Origin of the sequence: Acinetobacter pullicarnis (assembly GCF_006352475.1) — a bacterium.
Taxonomy (GTDB): domain Bacteria; phylum Pseudomonadota; class Gammaproteobacteria; order Pseudomonadales; family Moraxellaceae; genus Acinetobacter; species Acinetobacter pullicarnis.
Genome location: NZ_VCMZ01000001.1, coordinates 3,252,027 through 3,269,759, shown reverse-complemented (window position 1 = coordinate 3,269,759; position 17,733 = coordinate 3,252,027). Strand labels below are relative to the sequence as shown.

The window sequence follows — 17,733 nt, the reverse complement described above, 5'->3', positions numbered from 1 at the left end:
CTCCTAAAGCCATTTCTTGGCCATTTTGGCGTAAATCCAAAGTGGAATCAGGGTGCTAACAGCCATGATCAGAACCAAGGCGCTCATTTCTTTGCCCATATGTAGCAAGATCATCAGTGAACCTGCACAAGTGGGTAGAAATGCAAAAGAGCTTTCTCGCATCAGGGTGCTGTTGGTGTCGATGAGGCGTGGCGGAATACGTTTAAACCGTCGCCAAATCACAAGGCAAAGCAAGAAGCTGAGTAGACCGACCAAATTGCCAAGCACAGCAAAATCAAGTTGAGTCATGACCCAGACTGAACCCTCACGAAAAATAACAATCAATGAGAGGGTGATGCCCCAAGCCAACCAATCGGTATGTCTTAAAAATTTCATTACGGTTCTGTATCTTGTATGGCTGATCAGGTTTTAACTAATTTCATCTTTAATTTCAAATGCCTCTAAAGGACGTTGAAATTTTTTCGCAGCATCGCCTAAGATTTCATCCATGGGTAAATGTGCTTGGCGAATCAGTTGCTCAAGTTTATGCGGTGCAATGCGAATGCTTAAGTGAAGTTCGCCTTGCTCACCGTAGTGCTCAGATTGGATCACATTCAGCTGATAGAGTTGCGTACGTAACTTACCATAGGCAGGCTGTAACACCAGCTCAAACTGTTGAATATGCCCCATTAAACTCTCTTGCACTGCTTGACGCAAGAGCGCTAAGCCTTGACCTGAGTGGGCAGAAACATAAACGCGGTCAGGTTGATGGGGTGCGGCATAAATAATCTTGGCTTCCTCACCACTTTGATCGATTTTGTTATAGACCTTTAAAATCGGGACGTCCGCACCAATTTCTTTGAGCACGGCTTCAACGGCATCAATTTGTTCCATCAAATCGGGACTACTACTATCAATCACATGCAGCAATAATGTCGCTTCAAGGGTTTCTTCTAAGGTTGCCTTAAATGATTCAACCAAGGCATGCGGTAAATTACGCACAAAGCCCACCGTATCGGCCAGTACCAAAGCACCAATGCCATCCCAGTCTAAGCGTCTAAGGGTTGGATCGAGGGTTGCAAACAGTTGATCGGCTGCATAAACCTCAGAATCGGCCAGCATATTAAATAATGTTGATTTTCCGGCATTGGTATAGCCGACCAAAGATACGGTGGGTATCGCCGCTTTTTGTCGTGCAGCACGACCTTGGATACGGGTTTGTTTTACTTTCTCTAATTTGTCTTTGAGTTGTTCCATGCGGATCCGCAATAAGCGTCGATCCGTTTCAAGCTGTGATTCACCAGGACCACGTAAGCCAATACCACCTTTTTGACGTTCTAGATGTGTCCAACCTCGCACTAGGCGTGTTGATAAATGACCCAGCTGTGCAAGTTCAACTTGTAATTTACCTTCGTGGGTACGTGCGCGCTGCGCAAAAATATCCAGAATCAGGCCTGTCCGGTCGATGACACGGCATTGCACGATTCTTTCAATATTTCGTTCTTGTGCCGGTGAAAGGGCGTGGTCAAAAATAACCAGTTCAGCTTCAAGGGTTTTGACGAGTTCGGCTAATTCTTCTGCTTTACCAGAACCAATGAAGAGTTTCGGGTCGGGTCTGTTACGCTGTGCTGTGACATGCTCTAAAATTTCAGCCCCTGCAGATTGGGCCAGTAATCGAAGCTCTTCAGCGTCTAAGTCTTCTAAAAGTTGTACATTTACGCTGACCAAAATGGCACGTTCACCACCTTGGTGTCGATCAAAGTATTCCACAGATATAGGCACTCAGGCATTGTAATGAACTGTCATTCTAAAGTAATTTTGATCGCTGTGCGTAAATTGAACTAAAGAATTGCGATAAAAATTTTGGACAGAGAAACGAGGCTGCCGCAATACAAAATGATATAGCCTAAGAGCTTGGATACACTGTAACGGTAAGGTTCGCGATGCAGTAATGGCACATCTTTTTGAATGGACATGATTGGCCTTCCTATAGAAATGCAGATTACTTTCGGTTTTACCGTAAATTCGGTGTAGAGAGAAAGCGCAATAGGTTACCAAATTGTTGTATTTTTTAATCTTTGCAACAGAATGTATATGTGTATACTCTTTAATGTAATTTACAGATACATGCTCATATTTAGTGAAATTTTATGACTCAAATAGCCAAAGAACCTGAAAAAAAAAGAAGCCCACTCTCTAAGTTGTTTTTATACAGTAAGAAATTTGCCACAGGTAGCCGAGTGCTTTCTGAGGGCTTCTATTTGGTCTATCGTCATCAGCTTTATAAAGATCCGAATAATCCAGTGAATACCCGTTATGTGCAGTATTTCTGTCGCCGTTTATGCGATGTATTCAATGTTGATGTTCAATTACATGGTGAGATCCCAAGACAGCCTGCCTTATGGGTCAGTAATCATATTTCATGGCTCGACGTGGCAGTGCTTGGTTCAGGGGCACGGGTATTTTTCTTGGCCAAAGCCGAAATTGAAAAATGGCCATTGTTGGGCAATATCGCCAAAGGTGGGGGAACGTTATTTATTCAACGTGGCTCAGGCGATTCTGTGAGAATACGCAATCAAATCACTGACTTTCTCAAACAAAATATTCCTGTTTTATTTTTCCCAGAAGCCACCACCACAGACGGCACACATGTGAAAAAAGTGCATGGGCGGATCTTGGGTGCTGCAATTGAAGCCAAAAAACCGATTCAGATTTGTTTGATTTGTTATGTAAATCAAGCCGGTGAACTTGATACCATTGCGCCGTATATTGGCGAGGATACATTTGCGACGCATGTCCTTTCGGTATTGCAAATGCCAAAAGTGACAGCACATTTAAAAACCCTTCCAGCTGTTGATGTAGAAGGACATACGGTTGAAAGCTTAACGGCAAAAGTGCAGTTGTTAATGCGACAGGGTTTGGCCGAGTTACAGCAAAAAGTCTTGCAAACAGAGATTCAGCCGCAAGCAGAAACCGCTTCTAAGCGGGCTTAAACCGCAATGTGAAAATTGGATGCACCCCCGTGCAATCAGGCGAGCAGTAATCAATGCTCGCTTTTTTACATATAACCTTCGATTGGCAGCCATGAAATGACTTTAATGCCAATACTTTGCCACCATTTCATTTTTGGTTCTTTGGTGTAGGTTTTCATACCAGTCGGGGTTTGACGTTGCCAGTTGATTTTATTGTTGGCATCTAGTACTAGCTTATACGCGTATTTTTCTAAGTTGGCATCCATGGTGACGTTGACTGCTGTCGCAAGTTCTGGGCTATTTAGAATCACCCCAATTTCGCTGTTGAGGTTGGCAGAACGTGGATCAAAATTAAAAGAACCAATGAAAACTTGTTTATCATCCACCGCCATCAATTTCGCATGCAAGCTAGAGCGGCTTAGACCTTTGAGGCTAATTTTGGCTGTTTTGGAAAGTTCTTTGGTATCTAAATTGAGATACTCATCGGGCAGGGCGGGTAAAAACTCATATAGCTCCACGCCTTTTTTAAGCAGGTCGACACGGTATTTGGCATAAAAGGCATGTACCAAGGCCACATCATTGGCTTTAAATGAATTGGTGAGAATACGAAATTTCACCCCCTTTTCAGCCAGTTCGGTTATTTTTTCTTCGCCATCTTGCTGGGGAACAAAATAAGCAGAAATCAGATCAACATGCTTTTCTGGGGTGTCTAAGCTATTGACCATTTGAAAGTTAATATGTTGTTCTTTTTTAGCTTTGTCTTTTATTTTTTCAGGAGAGTCCTTGACCACTTCGGCTTTGACCCATTCCCAACTTGAATTGTGTTCCAACCATTGTTCAAAGTCATTGGAACGGTTACTGAAATCAAGATAGTTCTGTACGGTGGCCAACTCATAATGGTCGGTCAACTGTTGTTTAAGACCTTCATAGCGTAAATAGTACTGTTTGGCATTGACAATCTGTTGGACTGGAAAGGCATAGTTGTCGTTCCAATATTCGTCGAATGAGTGATTAATATCTTCGACTGCTTGACCGACCAACATCACATCAACATCAGAAAACTGATAGTTATCACTGACATTATAGTAATGATTACTCATATTCCGTCCACCAATCAGCGCAATTTGATTGTCGGCGGTAAAAGTTTTGTTGTGCATGCGACGATTAATACGTTTTAAATCAATGATCATCTCGATTGGACGGAGCTGTCTAAACCGATAAGGGTTAAATAGCTTTACCTCAATATTGGCATGTTGATCTAAGGCCAGATAAATCGCTTCCATAGATTTGGCATTGTTGTCATCAATCAGGAGACGGATTTTAACCCCGCGATCGGCAGCTTGAATCATTTTATAGAGCGCAAGAGAACCAATGCGGTCATTGTCCCAAATGTAATACTGTAGATCTAAGGTTTTTTCAGCTTGATCAATTAAGTGAATACGTGCTGCCAGGGCATCGAGTGGTTCATAGAGCACATGGTAACCGGTTAATTCGGGGTGCATGTGTTTAAGTGGGGTGATGACTTGGGCTAAATGGGTCTGGCTGGTATCAATATCGTGCGCATAGACCGGTTTAATCGGATATTGTTTGGGAAGGGTGTTGCATCCTGACAAGATGAGTAGCAGGAGCATACTGAAGATGAAACCGTACTGTTGCTTAAGCCTCACCTTAATTTTTAAGGTGATCGAATTGCTTTTTGCTATTTGAATTGCAGTTTTGATGGTACGAGGCATAATATCTTCAGGGAGTACAGTGCGCAGAGTATAATTCCCCGCGGTTAAAAGATAAACATTTAAACCGAAGGTCAATTTTTCAAAAAAAATGAGTGAGTGTATGTGGACGACGAATTCCGTAATTTTGTGCTTTTATATCAGTTTTGCAGTACTTGCAATATGGGGGATTGCACAAGCGTGGATCAGTCAATCACGAACTGAAACCATACATCCTTTTAAGTCTTTCGTACATCTGTTGGCATTTTATCTCTCTTACTTATTGTTTCCAATGGTCTTATTTAGTGCTTATTCCGGCTGGTATGGCTATTACTCTCTGCATCAAAGTATTTTTATTTGTGTTTTAAGCACTGTTTTGATTTATGCACGCTTTATTGAGCCACATTTTATTAAAATTCATCAGATGAAATACAAATTAAGTGTGACTGATACAGGCTTTAAAAAACCCGTTCGTGTGGCATTAATTGCGGATCTACATGTCGGTTTATTCTCTGGTCATGAGCGTCAACTCAAACATGTGGTGGAGAAGATTAATCAGCAACAACCTGATTTTGTTGTAGTTGCTGGAGATTGGACCTATGAGCCGGAAAACCACCTAGAACAAGAATTGGCAATCCTTAAAAAAATTCAAGCGCCTATTTATTCGGTCAATGGTAATCATGATGAACAATATCCAGGTCCACCGATCCAAGAACTATTACAACGTGCATTAAGCAATAATAATGTGATTGATATTGAAGGGAAAATTGTAGACTTTGATGAGTTTAGATTAATTGGCGTTGGCGATTTATGGGCGGGGAAATCGGATATGCGTGATATGCCAGAACTTCCGCAAGACAAGCCATGGTTAATCTTATCGCATAACCCAGACACGGTGGATATGGTACCAAATCTGCCAACACGACCGTTGATGCTATCGGGGCATACCCATGGTGGGCAGGTTGAATTGCCATGGTTGACCAACTATGTGATGAAAAAGGTATCGATTTTAGGCCATAAGCGTGGGTTATATAGCCATGAAAATGCAGATGTTTTTGTGACACTTGGGATTGGAATGGTTGGTGTGCCTTTACGTTTTCGTGCACCACCAACCATTGATATTATTGAATTGAGTTAATTGGGGATTGCATTACATCCTCTAAAGTGGGTATTGATGCAGTCAGAGCTAAAAAGCTGATTGCACTGTCACGATTTTTCCTAATGGCCAACCATCAGATACATTGTGCAAATCGTGAGAATCGTCACAGTAGATATAGCGATGATTAAATTGTTTTTGCGGTCTTGAATTTGCAGTGCTTGAAGCAGATTTTTGTAATACATCGAAGCATTTCGGATTTGTTGATCTTGATGTTGTTGCTGTATTGAGGCGAGATCCTCGGCATTGCGTTTGAGTCGCATCGCATTGATATAATCTTGTTTAGTCGAAAATTCCCGTGCATTAAAATGCAGCATAACCGCACGCCATTCGGGATGCTGCTCATCAATAAGCAGTATTTCGCCGTTATTGCGGGTTAGAAAAAGCTCGAGGGTATTTTCGTTGTGTTCGAGGTTTTGATAGAGCGCATCGGATGGTTGATCGGATTGTTGCTCCTTAATTTGGGGTTCAAAGTCTGGATTAATCATCAGTTGTTCGACATCATGTTTGGCTTCTGATACGCCATAATTGAATAAATGACGTATATATTTGATGGCTAATATTTTTTGACTTTGTTGAATAAAAGTCAGAACTTGCTCACGTTCAGTACTACTGAGTTGGCGCATTTTGAATTCCTTTTTTTAATTTAAATCTTATTTTTTTCGCGTGTTTATTATTTGTGGTGCGTATTCTAGATTTTTGTCTAATAAAAAAGCCAGTATAAATACTGGCTTTCTGAACAATACGCTTAGCATTAAATCTGATTGTTGACATCATCATGTTTTGTTTCACGAATCGCCAAGAAGGCCAAAAGTGAAAGAATAGATGCCGCACTCAAATAATAACCAACAGCATAAAGACCATATTCAGTGGCCAGCTTAGTCGCAATGAGTGGTGCAAATGAAGCACCAAAAATTCCAGCTAAGTTAAAGGTTAAGGCTGAACCGGTATAACGTACAGAAGTTGGAAAAATCTCTGAAAGTACGGTACCAATTGGTCCATAGGTCATGCCCATAAGCGCAAGGCCACAACACAAAAATAAGAATACAATAAACGTGCTTCCCGATGCCAGCATCGAAGAGAAAAACAGACCAAAGACAGCGGCTGCTAGACATACGGCGATTGACGTGGTTTTACGGCCAAATTTTTCAGCACAAACAGCAGACAAAGGAATGAATGCTGCAAAGCATAAGGTGGCTAAGAGTTGTAATTTTAAGAATTCACCACGGCTATAACCCAGTTGTGTGGTTCCCCAGTTTAATGCAAAAACAGTGGTTAAGTAGAACACTACAAAAGTACAGATCGCAGCGACTGTGCCCAATATCAGCATTGGAAAATGTTTGGTGAAGACTTCTTTAAATGGAACATTCACTTCTTTTTGAGTGTCTAATACTTTTTGGAATGCAGGTGTTTCATGCAATTTCAAGCGGATATACAGACCAATAATCACCAGTACGGCACTTGAAATGAAGGGAATACGCCAGCCCCAAGCCATAAAGGCTTCATCTGACATTAATGCACCAAGCAGTAGAAAAGAACCGGTTGCAAGAATAAAGCCTAATGGTGCACCCAATTGTGGGAACATGCCGTACCATGCACGTTTGCCTTCTGGTGCATTTTCAGTGGCCAATAAGACAGCACCACTCCATTCTCCACCCAGACCTAAACCTTGACCTAAACGACACAAGGCAAGGAGCAGCGGTGCTGCAATACCAATTTGTGCATAGGTAGGTAATAAACCAATAAAAACAGTGGAGATCCCCATGGTGAGCAGGGCTGCGACCAGCGTCGCTTTACGACCGATACGGTCGCCCATATGACCAAAGATTGCCGCACCAATTGGCCGCGCAATAAAGGCCAAGGCGAAAGTGGCCAGCGATTGAATCGTTGCAGTGGTTGGATCGGTACTGGTTGGAAAAAACAGATGTGGAAAAATCAGTACCGCAGCTGTTGCATAGATATAGAAATCAAAGAATTCGATGGTGGTGCCGACCAAGCTTGCAAATAACACGCGGGCTTTGGAGTTGGTGGGTATTTCTGTAGTTATGCTTGGAGTTGATGACGCCATGTTGCACCCTATACGTTGTAAAATTAGAATTCGTTTTAAAGCGTAATTTTTTAAAAAAGGCGTAATTTCTTAAAAAAGCAGCGGTCTAGTCCATTAGTTGCCGTCTCAGGGTCACTGAATATCGAACCCCACAGGATTATAGAATGTAAAGATAAATCGCCAAGAAATGTGATCCCGCCCCTATCAAAACAAAAATATGCCAGATGGCATGAGTGTATCTTACTCTTTTTAATGCATAAAACAATGCACCTACGGTATAAGCAAGACCACCTATAATCAACCAAGTCAGGCAATCACGACTTAAGTAATGGTGCATATCATCCATCACTAAAACCGCTAACCAGCCCATCAATAAATAGGCGATCAGCGAAATTTTTTCGAAGCGGTGGATAAATACCAACTTGAACAATGTGCCAATTGCAGCAATCACCCACAGTGCAATTAACAAATAATGCGCTTTGGTGGTTGGAATGCCGATACTGAGAAAGGGGGTATAGGTACCTGCAATTAAATAATAAATCGCGGTGTGATCGAGTTTTTTATACCAACGGCGCTTTACGGGATCTTGTGACCAATGGTAAATGGTTGAACTTAAAAAGAGTAATACCATACTGGCGGCATAGACAATCAAGCCAAAAAATTGCCAAGGACTCAGATACTGGCCTTTGATGAGCAGTAGAATACCAGCGACCAGCGCTAAAAAAGTACCAATAGCATGACTAATTGCATTTATTTTTTCTTCCCGTGGATCATAGGCAGCTGCTAGAGATACGGTCATTTGGGCTTCTTTATGATTAAAAATACACTTGTATAGTAAAGTAGTTTTGCCTTTTTGGTAAGACCCTCTAAAATAAGCCGTCTATTGCTATTCATTGCCAAGAGTTAACTTATGTGCGCAGCGGCGTCAACTACAGATCAAGAACAACAATTTTTAACTGCTGTTCAGCAAGCCATTGCCACAAATCAGTTTGAGCGCTTGGTTTTGAGCCAATATCAAGGTGAGCGTGTCGATTTAGAAAAAATCAGTATGCGACGGATTGAATTGCAGAATCGTCCTATTATTCAGTGTGTGTTTAAGTATAAAACCCAAGATGTCACACAAAATTTTGAGCCTGATCAGGCGATTATCGAAATTGAGTTACTGTTGAGTCAGTCCAAGCAAGCCAATTTATTCAGCACACTCCACGAAGTGCAGCTTAAGAAAACCAAAAAGAAAGTTCTGCTGACACAGCACAAAATCCAGTCAAGTTCAGTGCAAGCCAGCAAAACCAGTCATGATCGGGAGAAAAATCGTCTGCTCGATCAGAACAGTCCCTATTTACAGCATTTGGGGATTTGTGATGCTCAGGCTCAACTGATTCCAAGCATGGCGCGTAAATGGAAGCAGATTAATAAATTTGTGGAAATTTTCTCGAATGCACTGAGCCAAATTCCAAGCTCGGACCACGCTTTGAAGGTGGTGGATTTTGGCTCGGGCAAAGGCTATTTAACCTTTGCCCTGTATGATTATTTATTGAAACAGCAGCAGACGCCATCGGTGACTGGAGTGGAGCTGAATGATCAGATGGTGCAGTTCTGTCAAAAAGTCGCAGAAAAGAGCGAATTTAGCCAATTGGAATTTTTCCAAGGCGATGTCAGAAGTTATCAACCCGAACATTTAGATGTGATGATTGCATTGCATGCCTGTGATATTGCGACTGATTTTGCCATACATACCGGTATCCGTTTGAATGCTTCTGTGATTATGTGTGCGCCGTGCTGTCATAAAGAGTTACGCCCACAAATGCAAAGCCCAGTATTACTGCAACCGATGCTACAATTTGGGATTCATGCAGGACAGCAAGCCGAAATGCTCACCGATACCATTCGCGCGTTATTGCTCAAAGCTTATGGTTATGAATCTAAAGTATTTGAATTTGTAGCACTTGAACATACCAGTAAAAATAAAATGATTTTGGCGACCAAACGTCGAGAGTTCACTGAACCAGATCCACTTGTTTTAGAACAAATTAAAGCCCTTAAACAGCATTATGGGATTAAAAAGCATTCTTTGGAGTTGCTGTTGAGTGATCAATGGGAACAACATGATTTAGGTAAAAAGTGTTAGGCAGGCAAAGTGTTTTTTAGCAAACTCAACTACACTGACTTGAATCAAGCAAAGCAACTATTTTAGATCAACGCATCATCAAAGCTAGGTTAATTTGGAGAAAGAAAATGTCTGAATTCACTGTCGTTGTCGGGGATTGGCACAGCCTGCAACAGCATGCACAACACATCCGTGAACTGGTATTTATTTTAGAGCAGGATATCGCCCCCGAAGATGAATGGGATGATCAAGATCCGATTTCAACTCATTTTGTGGTCTATGATGCAGATCAGCCAATTGCCACAGCGCGGCTGCTGAGCAATGATCATGTTGGGCGTGTGGCAGTGCTTAAAGAGTATCGCAGTAAGGGGATTGGTAAGCTTGTCATGCAAGAGATTATTGCTTTGGCAAAACAGCAACAGCGCAAAGAACTGATCCTCTCATCACAAGTACATGCGACACAATTTTATAGTGGGCTTGGCTTTGCGGTGCAAGGCGAGTCCTATTTAGACTGTGGGATTCCGCATGTCGATATGGTGATGACATTATAAGAGTTTAACCGTTGTTGTGGTTGCACTCAGCAGGATTCAACCATTGCTGATGTCATTTCCCTCACAGTGGAAAGGGCAATCAACAGCACAAGGAATGTGATTACCTATGAAACCTATGAAATAGTCCAAGCGATCAGCCACGTGCACATTGGAAGGTTATTCAGTCCCAAATTTTTTAGCATAGTGATGCAAGATACAGTAGCAGTCGTAATGATCGACAAGAGAACGGGCCAATCAATCACTACCTCGCGATTCGGGAACTTGGGGATAGCGGATTTGGTGGACGGAGTCGGTATATTGGACTGTGCCAGTCAGCAACATTGAGGTGTAAAATAATCAAGATCCGAAGATCTTGATTATTTTACAGTTTCATTTCAATTGTCTTTTAATCGCGATATCGATTAGTGACCGTGTGCGGATTCAGCAGGCGCAGCGTTATGATTTTCGGCTGCTTTATTTGTTGCAGCAGCTTCACGCGCAAGTTTTTGCTGTTGTGCTTCAGCCATCGCTTCAGCGGACATGCTTGGTGCATTTTTGAATGCATGTTGTTGCGTCGGCTTATTTTGTTGGCTTGGCATGTAGTCCGGCTCATTGCTCATGGCTAAATAAAAAATAGCCAAGAATAATACACTGAGTACCGCAGCAATGATGGCGCCTTTCCAGCCCCAAGCATTTTTTTCAGGTGTAACGATGTCATTCATGCGTTAGATTCCGAAGTGAAATATTCAAAATGGCGCTCATGATAGCACAGCCATTCTGTGAAAAACTGATCCAAATCATCAAAACACGGCGATTGGAATTTAAAGTTTGATGGCACGTTCGCTGAAATGAAAATCATCTGAATCGATGGTCACATCTACACTTGCTGTTATCGGTTGGCGATGTTTGGAGTGGTTTTTGCGAGAAAATCAGTGCAGATGGAATGTACCAGCTGGTCTAAACCCGCTGGTACACAATGTATTGCGTATAAAGTGACTTAGCTGATCGGATCTGCTGATTGGGCATGTTCGATCAATAATGCAGGTGCTTTAAAGCGTGCACCATACTGTATTTCAAGTGCTTGAGATCGGCTCAAGGCACGTACCAGTCCATATTGGTTTATAAATTGAATTGCACCGCCTGTCCACGGGGCAAAGCCAATCCCAAAAATCGAGCCGACATTGCCATCTACTACCGAAGTTAATACTCCTTCTTCAAGGCAGCGTAAAGTGTCTAGCGCTTGTACAAACAAAAAGCGGTCAATCATCTCTTGTTCTGAAATAACGACATCGGCTTGGTACCAATGATCTAAGCCAGACCAGAGTTGTTTTTTTGCATTTTCAGGATAGTCATAAAACCCTGCACCAGCCGCTTTGCCTTTGCGTCCAAATTGGTGAATCATGCATGCAAGTAGCTCATCCGCGCTTGAATAGGCTACGGTTTTTCCTTCAGCTGTTAAGGCGTTGCGTGCCTCTGTGGCAATATGTTCAGACAAGGTGAGGGATACTTCATCTTGAATCGCCAAGGGGCCGACGGGCATACCAGCCTTTAAGGCGGCCATCTCGATTTTGGCGGGATGTACACCTTCGGCTAAGAGGCGTAGACCTTCTTGGACAAAGGTACCAAAGACCCGGCTGGTGAAAAAGCCACGACTGTCATTGACCACAATTGGGGTTTTACCAATCTGTTGTACAAAGTCATAGGCTTTGGCCACGGTCGCGGCAGAGGTATTCTGACCCTTAATAATTTCAACCAATTGCATTTTGTCGACGGGGCTAAAGAAATGTAGTCCAATAAACTGGCTGGCATCTGCACTGGCCTGTGCCAATTGGCTAATCGGAAGGGTTGAGGTGTTGGAGGCCATCACACCATCCGCGGCGAGGAATGGTTCCGCTTCTTGGGTAACGCTAGCTTTCAGTGCTGGATTTTCAAACACCGCTTCAATGATGAGATCACAGCCAGCCAAGTCGGTTGCTGTCACGGTCGGTTGGATGAGGGCGAGGATTTGATCACGCTTTTCCGCAGAGAGGCGGCCTTGGCTAACTCGTTTATCAAGTAATTTCTGGCTATATGCTTTGCCTTTTTCAGCCGCTTCGATACTGACATCTTTAAGCACCACTGCAATGCCTTTACTGGCGGTGGCGTAGGCAATGCCTGCGCCCATCATGCCTGCGCCAAGTATGCCGACTTTGCTGGCTTGCCATTTCGGTTGATCTTTGGGACGACTGGCACCGGATTTGATTGCATTTAGACCATGCCAAAAAGTGCCGATCATATTTTTAGAGACTTGCCCAATTGCCAATTCGGTAAAGGCACGTGATTCAATCCGGAGTGCGGTATCAATATCAACCTGAGCGCCTTCAACTGCGGCCGCCATAATCGCTTCAGGTGCTGGGTAACAGCCCTTGGTTTTGTCACGTAAAATGGCAGGGGCAATCGCGAGCATTTGTGCCACAGCCGGAGTTTTAGGATCACCGCCCGGAATTTTATAGCCTTTGACATCGAAGACTTGTTGCGATTTTGGATTGGCTTTAATCCAGGCAATAGCTTTATCTAGCAGTGCTTGTGTGCTCTCGGCAGTATCGTGAATTAACCCCAAACTTCGCGCTTGGGCAATGCCAAACTGCTTGCCCTCAAGCAACAGTGGCAGTGCAGTTTGCAACCCAAGTAAACGCACCATGCGTACAATGCCACCACCACCGGGCAATAAGCCTAAAGTGACTTCGGGTAAACCAAATGTGCTTTTCGGGTCATTTAAGGCAATTCGATAATGGCAACCCAATGCAATTTCCCAACCACCGCCAAGCGCCGTGCCATTTAAGGCTGCCACCACAGGCAGGCCCAGTGTTTCGATACAACGGAAGGCCGCTTTTAATTGTTCCACCATCTGAAAAAATGCAGTGGCGTCTGCGGGGCGAGTTTGAATCAACTCATCTAAATCGCCCCCTGCGAAAAAGGTTTTTTTGGCAGAACGGAAAATAATGCCGCTGATTGGCGGATTTGAGGGCGTGGCAATTTCAGTTTTAAGCTGCTCAACCGTGCGTTCGAGTGCTGCACGAAAATCGGCATTCATGGTATTGGCAGATTGATTGGGTGAATCTAAAGTTAGAATGACAATGCCATCTGCATTTTTTTCAAATTGAATCGCACTCATTGTTCTGCTCCTGATACCAACTCAATGATGGTCGCAATGCCCATACCACCACCCACACACAAGGTTGCCAATCCACGTTTTTTGCCTTGACGTTCTAGTTCATCAAGTAAGGTGCCTAATATCATTGCACCGGTTGCGCCTAAGGGATGGCCCATGGCAATCGCGCCACCATTGACGTTGACTTTGTCGGCAGGTACATCTAGTTCTTGGATAAAGCGCAGCACCACCGCAGCAAAGGCTTCATTGACTTCAAACAGGTCGATATCAGCAACACTTAAGCCGGCTTTGGCAAGTGCTTTCTGTGCAGCAGGCGCAGGACCGGTCAGCATAATGGTGGGGTCGGTACCCACCAATGCTGTGGCCAGCACTTTGGCACGTGGTTTTAGACCGAGGGTTTTTACCGCATGTTCCGAGGCCAACAGTACCAGAGCAGCACCATCGACAATACCCGATGCATTGCCAGCATGGTGGACATGGTCGATTTGAATGGCTTCAGGATAGTGCTGTAATGCGACTGCATCAAAGCCCATTTGTCCCATCATGGCAAAGCTTGGATTGAGTTTTGCCAAACCGTCAACGCTGGTATTGGCTTTAATAAATTCATCTTTGGCTAAAATACAGACCCCAGCTTTATCTTTTACTGGCACAACGGAGCGATCAAAATACCCCTGTGCTTGGGCAGCAGCTGCTTTTTGTTGGGATTGCACGGCAAAACGATCGACATCAGTTCGACTAAAACCGCCAAGTGTAGCGATTAGATCTGCGCCAATGCCTTGTGGGACAAAGCCAGCAGCCACATTGGTTTCAGGATCAAGTGCCCAAGGTCCGCCATCGGAGCCCATCGTGACCCGTGACATCGATTCAACCCCACCTGCCACAACCAAGTCTTCCCAACCCGAACGGACTTTTTGTGCCGCGAGATTGACTGCTTCAAGACCAGAGGCACAAAAGCGATTGATTTGTACACCGGCAACATCATGATCCCAACCTGCTGCAATTGCGGCAGTTTTGGCAATATTTGCACCTTGATCTGCGATTGGGGTGACACAGCCCACCACAATGTCATCGACCAGGGCACTGTCAAATTGATGCCGTATTTGTAATTCTTTGAGTAAGTTGCTTAGTAAAGTAATCGGTTTGACTTCGTAGAGTGATCCATCTTTTTTCCCTTTTCCGCGTGGTGTGCGGATGGCATCAATGATGTAGGCTTCGCTCATAATGCTTCCTTGTGTGTTGTCATGGTTTTTGAGGGGGCTTTCTCAACTTGTTTTAATCAACTTGTTTTAATCCGACTGCATTTGAGTGTAGCGTATCGATTTTGAAGTGCAAGAACGAGAACGGGCCAGATCAAGAGCTATTTTGCCAATATGGAAAATAGCGCAGGAACTGCCACAGAAGCAGTCCAATTTTTAAGCAGAAAAAAGCCCAAGCACAGCAGCGTGGGCTTGGGCGACATTTGCATTGGATACTTGAACTGACTACAAGCACTTAAAACCAGCATATAAAAACCGCCTGAAAGCCAGTGCTTTAAGGCGGTTTTAGACGATTTAAAAATGGGGGGTTAGTGATAGCCATGCAACTGACGGTAGAGGCCTGGTGTCACACCGGTCCACTTTTTAAAGGCGCGGTGGAAGGTACTGGTTTCACTAAAGCCAACTTGTTGGGCCACATCTTCAAGGGTGAGATGTTGATTAAGCAATAAGTGAATTGCAGCATCACGACGCAGCGCATCTTTCACGCCTTGGTAACTTTTTCCTTCAGCAGCCAGACGACGTCTAAGCGTTTGCGGAGAAAGATACAGCATCGAAGCCACATCGTTAAGGGTTGGCATTTCCTCACCAATTTGGCTTTTCAGGACGTCACGAATACGTGAGGTGAGCGAGTTATTGTTTTTAAACTTCACCAGCAATTGTGCTGGTGCGGCTTTTAAAAATTCTTCAAGTGTATTGGCATCTTGGCGTATCGGCAGATCTAAATAATCGGCTGCAAAGGTAATCTCTGTGCGCAGTGAATCAAATTGCATCACAGGTGCAAAGAATAAGGCATCATATTCGTCAGCGTGACTTGGGCGTTCATAGTTGAAATGTACGCGTTCTAAGGGAATACGACGATCGATCAACCAAGAGGCTAAACCGTGCCAAATCATCAGGATACTTTCAGTAATATAATGATCAGGGTCTGCATTTTTGGGAATGAGTGGTACCAAACGCGCTTCGTGCTTGTCACGTTCGACCGAAACAGACCATTCATCACCAAACAATTTATAGAATTGTGAGGAAAGCTCTAGCGCTTCGCCTAATGTTTTGGCATGAATGATGAGCTGACACATAATCGCAAAGCTACCCAAGCGACGCGGTTGGGTGTCGAAGCCGACGTGTTCATCTTGGGTGACCATCCACAGCATTTTCACAAAACGCGTATATTGCTCAGGTGAAATACGCGCTTTCGGTTGACGCAGTAGCTCTGCTTCAATGCCGACGTGAGATAACAAAGTTTCGACATCCATGCCCAAACGTTTGACGCCGGTTAATGCTGCATTAACGAAATGGATACTAATGGTATCCCGGCTCATATTAAATCCTTCACTTTCTTTGATATTCACGAATATTTGACCTAAATGACGCTAAAAATAGTTAAACTGGCGATTTACAACAGCGCAAATCCATTTTTTACATGTTAAATTGCCGAAATGATCAAGGTAAATGGCTGAATGTGACATTGTCCTGATTATTTTGTGTTTTTAGACTGGATGCAAATCAAGAATAAATTGGAAGGAAAACCATGACAAGTGCTTTACACGGATTGAAAGTTCTCGATTTTTCAACATTACTCCCAGGGCCATTTGCAACGTTATATCTTGCAGATTTGGGCGCAGAAGTGATTCATATTGAATCACCAACACGACCTGATTTAATTCGAGTTTTACCACCCTATGCCCACGGGCAAGCCACGGCACACCGTTATTTGAACCGTAACAAACAGTCAATTGCGCTGGATTTAAAAGATCCTAAAAACATTGAACTGATTCATGAGAAAATAAAATCGTTTGATATTGTGGTTGAGCAGTTTCGCCCCGGTGTTATGCAACGGCTTGGGCTTGACTACGCCACATTGGCCGCGATTCATCCGAAACTCATCTATTGTTCAATTACCGGCTATGGTCAAACAGGCAGTTACAAAGACAAGGCTGGGCATGACATTAACTATCTCGCCTTGTCTGGTATTGCTGGACATAGTGGCCGCCAAGACAGTGGACCACCTCCGATGGGCGTGCAGATGGCTGATGTTGCAGGTGGTTCGATGCATGCGGTGATTGGGATTTTAAGCGCCGTGATTGAGCGGCAGCAAAGTGGTCTGGGGCAGTATATTGATATCTCGATGACTGATTGTGTGGTGAGCTTAAATAATATGGCTGCAGCAGCAAGTTTGGCGGGTCAGCAAAAGCAACACCCAGAGCAACACATCCTCAATGGCGGCAGCTTTTATGATTATTATCAAACACAAGATCAGCGTTATCTTTCTATTGGCAGCCTAGAACCACAGTTTATGCAGGGTGTGGCACAGGCTCTAGCATTGCCTATTCTGCTGGAAAAGGGGGCATCACTTGATCCGATCGATCGTCAAGCCGTAAAACAGGCAGTGCAGGCAAAAATTGCAATGCAACCGTTGGCGTATTGGCAGGCATGTTTTGCTGAATTGGATCTGTGCGTGGAAGCTGTTCTGACTTTGGATGAGGCCTTAAATTCAAATCTCGCCAAAGAGCGGAATTGGGTTACACAGGTACCATTTGCTGAGGGCAGTCGTGAAACAGAGGCGCAGTTGGCATTGCCGATTAAATTTTCTCGTTCTCAAGCGGTCTACCACTATGTGGGTCAAGCATTGGGTGAGGGCGACTGGCCGAGTTAAGGGTGCCTTGATTTTGGAAGACACCGAGTTTAAGAGGGATTTTCAATGCGGTGGAATAACTTGATGAGATGCTTTGAGTTGTTAGATCGAATTGACTTTGGCTTAGGTGGTTGAATTTATTCACATGCTCAGCCGAGACGTGTTGAGCTGTTGAATAAAAATACGCTGCTTTC

General features: G+C 43.8%; 15 protein-coding genes. 5 read left to right on the top strand and 10 right to left on the bottom strand.

Features of this window, described 5'->3' with window-relative positions; all coding sequences use genetic code 11:
• Positions 1 to 3 precede the first annotated feature (3 nt).
• Together FD716_RS14530 and hflX are read right to left on the bottom strand one after the other, a co-directional pair.
• Positions 4 to 375: a hypothetical protein gene (locus FD716_RS14530; RefSeq protein ID WP_139852992.1), complete on the bottom strand. Its 372-nt coding sequence runs from the start codon at positions 373 to 375 to the stop codon at positions 4 to 6.
• 33 nt (positions 376 to 408) lie between these two features.
• Complete coding sequence (gene hflX / locus FD716_RS14525) at positions 409 to 1,749, bottom strand: ribosome rescue GTPase HflX (protein ID WP_139852991.1); 1,341 nt, start codon at positions 1,747 to 1,749, stop codon at positions 409 to 411.
• A gap of 380 nt (positions 1,750 to 2,129) precedes the next feature.
• On the opposite strand from hflX, the gene FD716_RS14520 reads away from it, so the two are divergent.
• Entirely contained in the window at positions 2,130 to 2,972 is an 843-nt protein-coding gene (locus tag FD716_RS14520) for a lysophospholipid acyltransferase family protein (protein ID WP_139852990.1), read from the top strand.
• A gap of 65 nt (positions 2,973 to 3,037) precedes the next feature.
• Here the strand turns inward: FD716_RS14520 and FD716_RS14515 are convergent, their stop codons facing one another.
• A complete protein-coding gene (locus FD716_RS14515) occupies positions 3,038 to 4,684 on the bottom strand; it encodes a phospholipase D family protein (protein WP_139852989.1) in 1,647 nt (548 codons plus the stop codon).
• 100 nt (positions 4,685 to 4,784) lie between these two features.
• On the opposite strand from FD716_RS14515, the gene FD716_RS14510 reads away from it, so the two are divergent.
• A complete protein-coding gene (locus tag FD716_RS14510; protein ID WP_139852988.1) occupies positions 4,785 to 5,798 on the top strand; it encodes a metallophosphoesterase in 1,014 nt (337 codons plus the stop codon).
• An 80-nt stretch (positions 5,799 to 5,878) separates the two neighbouring features.
• On the opposite strand, the gene FD716_RS14505 is transcribed toward FD716_RS14510, so the two are convergent.
• The 3 genes from FD716_RS14505 to trhA form a co-directional block, all read right to left on the bottom strand.
• Positions 5,879 to 6,442 carry a hypothetical protein gene (locus FD716_RS14505; protein WP_139852987.1) on the bottom strand — a complete coding sequence of 188 codons (564 nt, stop codon included), beginning with the start codon at positions 6,440 to 6,442 and terminating at the stop codon, positions 5,879 to 5,881.
• 128 nt (positions 6,443 to 6,570) lie between these two features.
• Positions 6,571 to 7,884 carry an MFS transporter gene (locus FD716_RS14500; protein ID WP_139852986.1) on the bottom strand — a complete coding sequence of 438 codons (1,314 nt, stop codon included), beginning with the start codon at positions 7,882 to 7,884 and terminating at the stop codon, positions 6,571 to 6,573.
• 136 nt (positions 7,885 to 8,020) lie between these two features.
• Positions 8,021 to 8,662 (bottom strand): PAQR family membrane homeostasis protein TrhA, encoded by a 642-nt coding sequence (gene trhA, locus FD716_RS14495; protein WP_139852985.1) that lies wholly within the window; start codon positions 8,660 to 8,662, stop codon positions 8,021 to 8,023.
• 111 nt (positions 8,663 to 8,773) lie between these two features.
• Here trhA and FD716_RS14490 point away from each other — a divergent pair, with 111 nt between their 5' ends.
• Together FD716_RS14490 and FD716_RS14485 are read left to right on the top strand one after the other, a co-directional pair.
• Positions 8,774 to 9,991, top strand: a complete 1,218-nt coding sequence (locus tag FD716_RS14490; protein WP_139852984.1) for a class I SAM-dependent methyltransferase — start codon at positions 8,774 to 8,776, stop codon at positions 9,989 to 9,991.
• Between the two features lie 107 nt (positions 9,992 to 10,098).
• The gene (locus FD716_RS14485; RefSeq protein WP_139852983.1) at positions 10,099 to 10,521 is read left to right on the top strand and encodes a GNAT family N-acetyltransferase; all 423 of its coding nucleotides are present in this window, start codon (positions 10,099 to 10,101) and stop codon (positions 10,519 to 10,521) included.
• Between the two features lie 401 nt (positions 10,522 to 10,922).
• Here FD716_RS14485 and FD716_RS14480 read toward each other — a convergent pair whose 3' ends face one another.
• The 4 genes from FD716_RS14480 to FD716_RS14465 all read right to left on the bottom strand — a co-directional run bounded on the left by FD716_RS14480 (position 10,923) and on the right by FD716_RS14465 (position 16,226).
• Positions 10,923 to 11,222, bottom strand: coding sequence for a hypothetical protein (locus tag FD716_RS14480; protein WP_139852982.1), 300 nt, complete (start codon positions 11,220 to 11,222; stop codon positions 10,923 to 10,925).
• Between the two features lie 275 nt (positions 11,223 to 11,497).
• Positions 11,498 to 13,654, bottom strand: coding sequence for a 3-hydroxyacyl-CoA dehydrogenase NAD-binding domain-containing protein (locus FD716_RS19445; protein ID WP_139852981.1), 2,157 nt, complete (start codon positions 13,652 to 13,654; stop codon positions 11,498 to 11,500).
• Positions 13,651 to 14,871 carry an acetyl-CoA C-acetyltransferase gene (locus FD716_RS14470; RefSeq protein ID WP_139852980.1) on the bottom strand — a complete coding sequence of 407 codons (1,221 nt, stop codon included), beginning with the start codon at positions 14,869 to 14,871 and terminating at the stop codon, positions 13,651 to 13,653. The genes FD716_RS19445 and FD716_RS14470 overlap by 4 nt, the downstream gene beginning before the upstream one ends.
• 344 nt (positions 14,872 to 15,215) lie before the next feature.
• Entirely contained in the window at positions 15,216 to 16,226 is a 1,011-nt protein-coding gene (locus FD716_RS14465) for an AraC family transcriptional regulator (protein WP_139852979.1), read from the bottom strand.
• 209 nt (positions 16,227 to 16,435) lie between these two features.
• Here FD716_RS14465 and FD716_RS14460 point away from each other — a divergent pair, with 209 nt between their 5' ends.
• Positions 16,436 to 17,560 (top strand): CaiB/BaiF CoA transferase family protein, encoded by a 1,125-nt coding sequence (locus FD716_RS14460; RefSeq protein WP_139852978.1) that lies wholly within the window; start codon positions 16,436 to 16,438, stop codon positions 17,558 to 17,560.
• Positions 17,561 to 17,733 lie beyond the last annotated feature (173 nt).

Coding starts and splice junctions, on each gene's coding strand:
- FD716_RS19445 (WP_139852981.1), bottom strand. CDS start 13,654: ATGAGTGCGATTCAATTTGAAAAAAATGCAGATGGCATTGTCATTCTA.
- FD716_RS14485 (WP_139852983.1), top strand. CDS start 10,099: ATGTCTGAATTCACTGTCGTTGTCGGGGATTGGCACAGCCTGCAACAG.
- FD716_RS14500 (WP_139852986.1), bottom strand. CDS start 7,884: ATGGCGTCATCAACTCCAAGCATAACTACAGAAATACCCACCAACTCC.
- FD716_RS14480 (WP_139852982.1), bottom strand. CDS start 11,222: ATGAATGACATCGTTACACCTGAAAAAAATGCTTGGGGCTGGAAAGGC.
- FD716_RS14515 (WP_139852989.1), bottom strand. CDS start 4,684: ATGCCTCGTACCATCAAAACTGCAATTCAAATAGCAAAAAGCAATTCG.
- FD716_RS14510 (WP_139852988.1), top strand. CDS start 4,785: ATGTGGACGACGAATTCCGTAATTTTGTGCTTTTATATCAGTTTTGCA.
- FD716_RS14530 (WP_139852992.1), bottom strand. CDS start 375: ATGAAATTTTTAAGACATACCGATTGGTTGGCTTGGGGCATCACCCTC.
- FD716_RS14465 (WP_139852979.1), bottom strand. CDS start 16,226: ATGAGCCGGGATACCATTAGTATCCATTTCGTTAATGCAGCATTAACC.
- trhA (WP_139852985.1), bottom strand. CDS start 8,662: ATGACCGTATCTCTAGCAGCTGCCTATGATCCACGGGAAGAAAAAATA.
- FD716_RS14490 (WP_139852984.1), top strand. CDS start 8,774: ATGTGCGCAGCGGCGTCAACTACAGATCAAGAACAACAATTTTTAACT.
- FD716_RS14460 (WP_139852978.1), top strand. CDS start 16,436: ATGACAAGTGCTTTACACGGATTGAAAGTTCTCGATTTTTCAACATTA.
- FD716_RS14505 (WP_139852987.1), bottom strand. CDS start 6,442: ATGCGCCAACTCAGTAGTACTGAACGTGAGCAAGTTCTGACTTTTATT.
- FD716_RS14520 (WP_139852990.1), top strand. CDS start 2,130: ATGACTCAAATAGCCAAAGAACCTGAAAAAAAAAGAAGCCCACTCTCT.
- FD716_RS14470 (WP_139852980.1), bottom strand. CDS start 14,871: ATGAGCGAAGCCTACATCATTGATGCCATCCGCACACCACGCGGAAAA.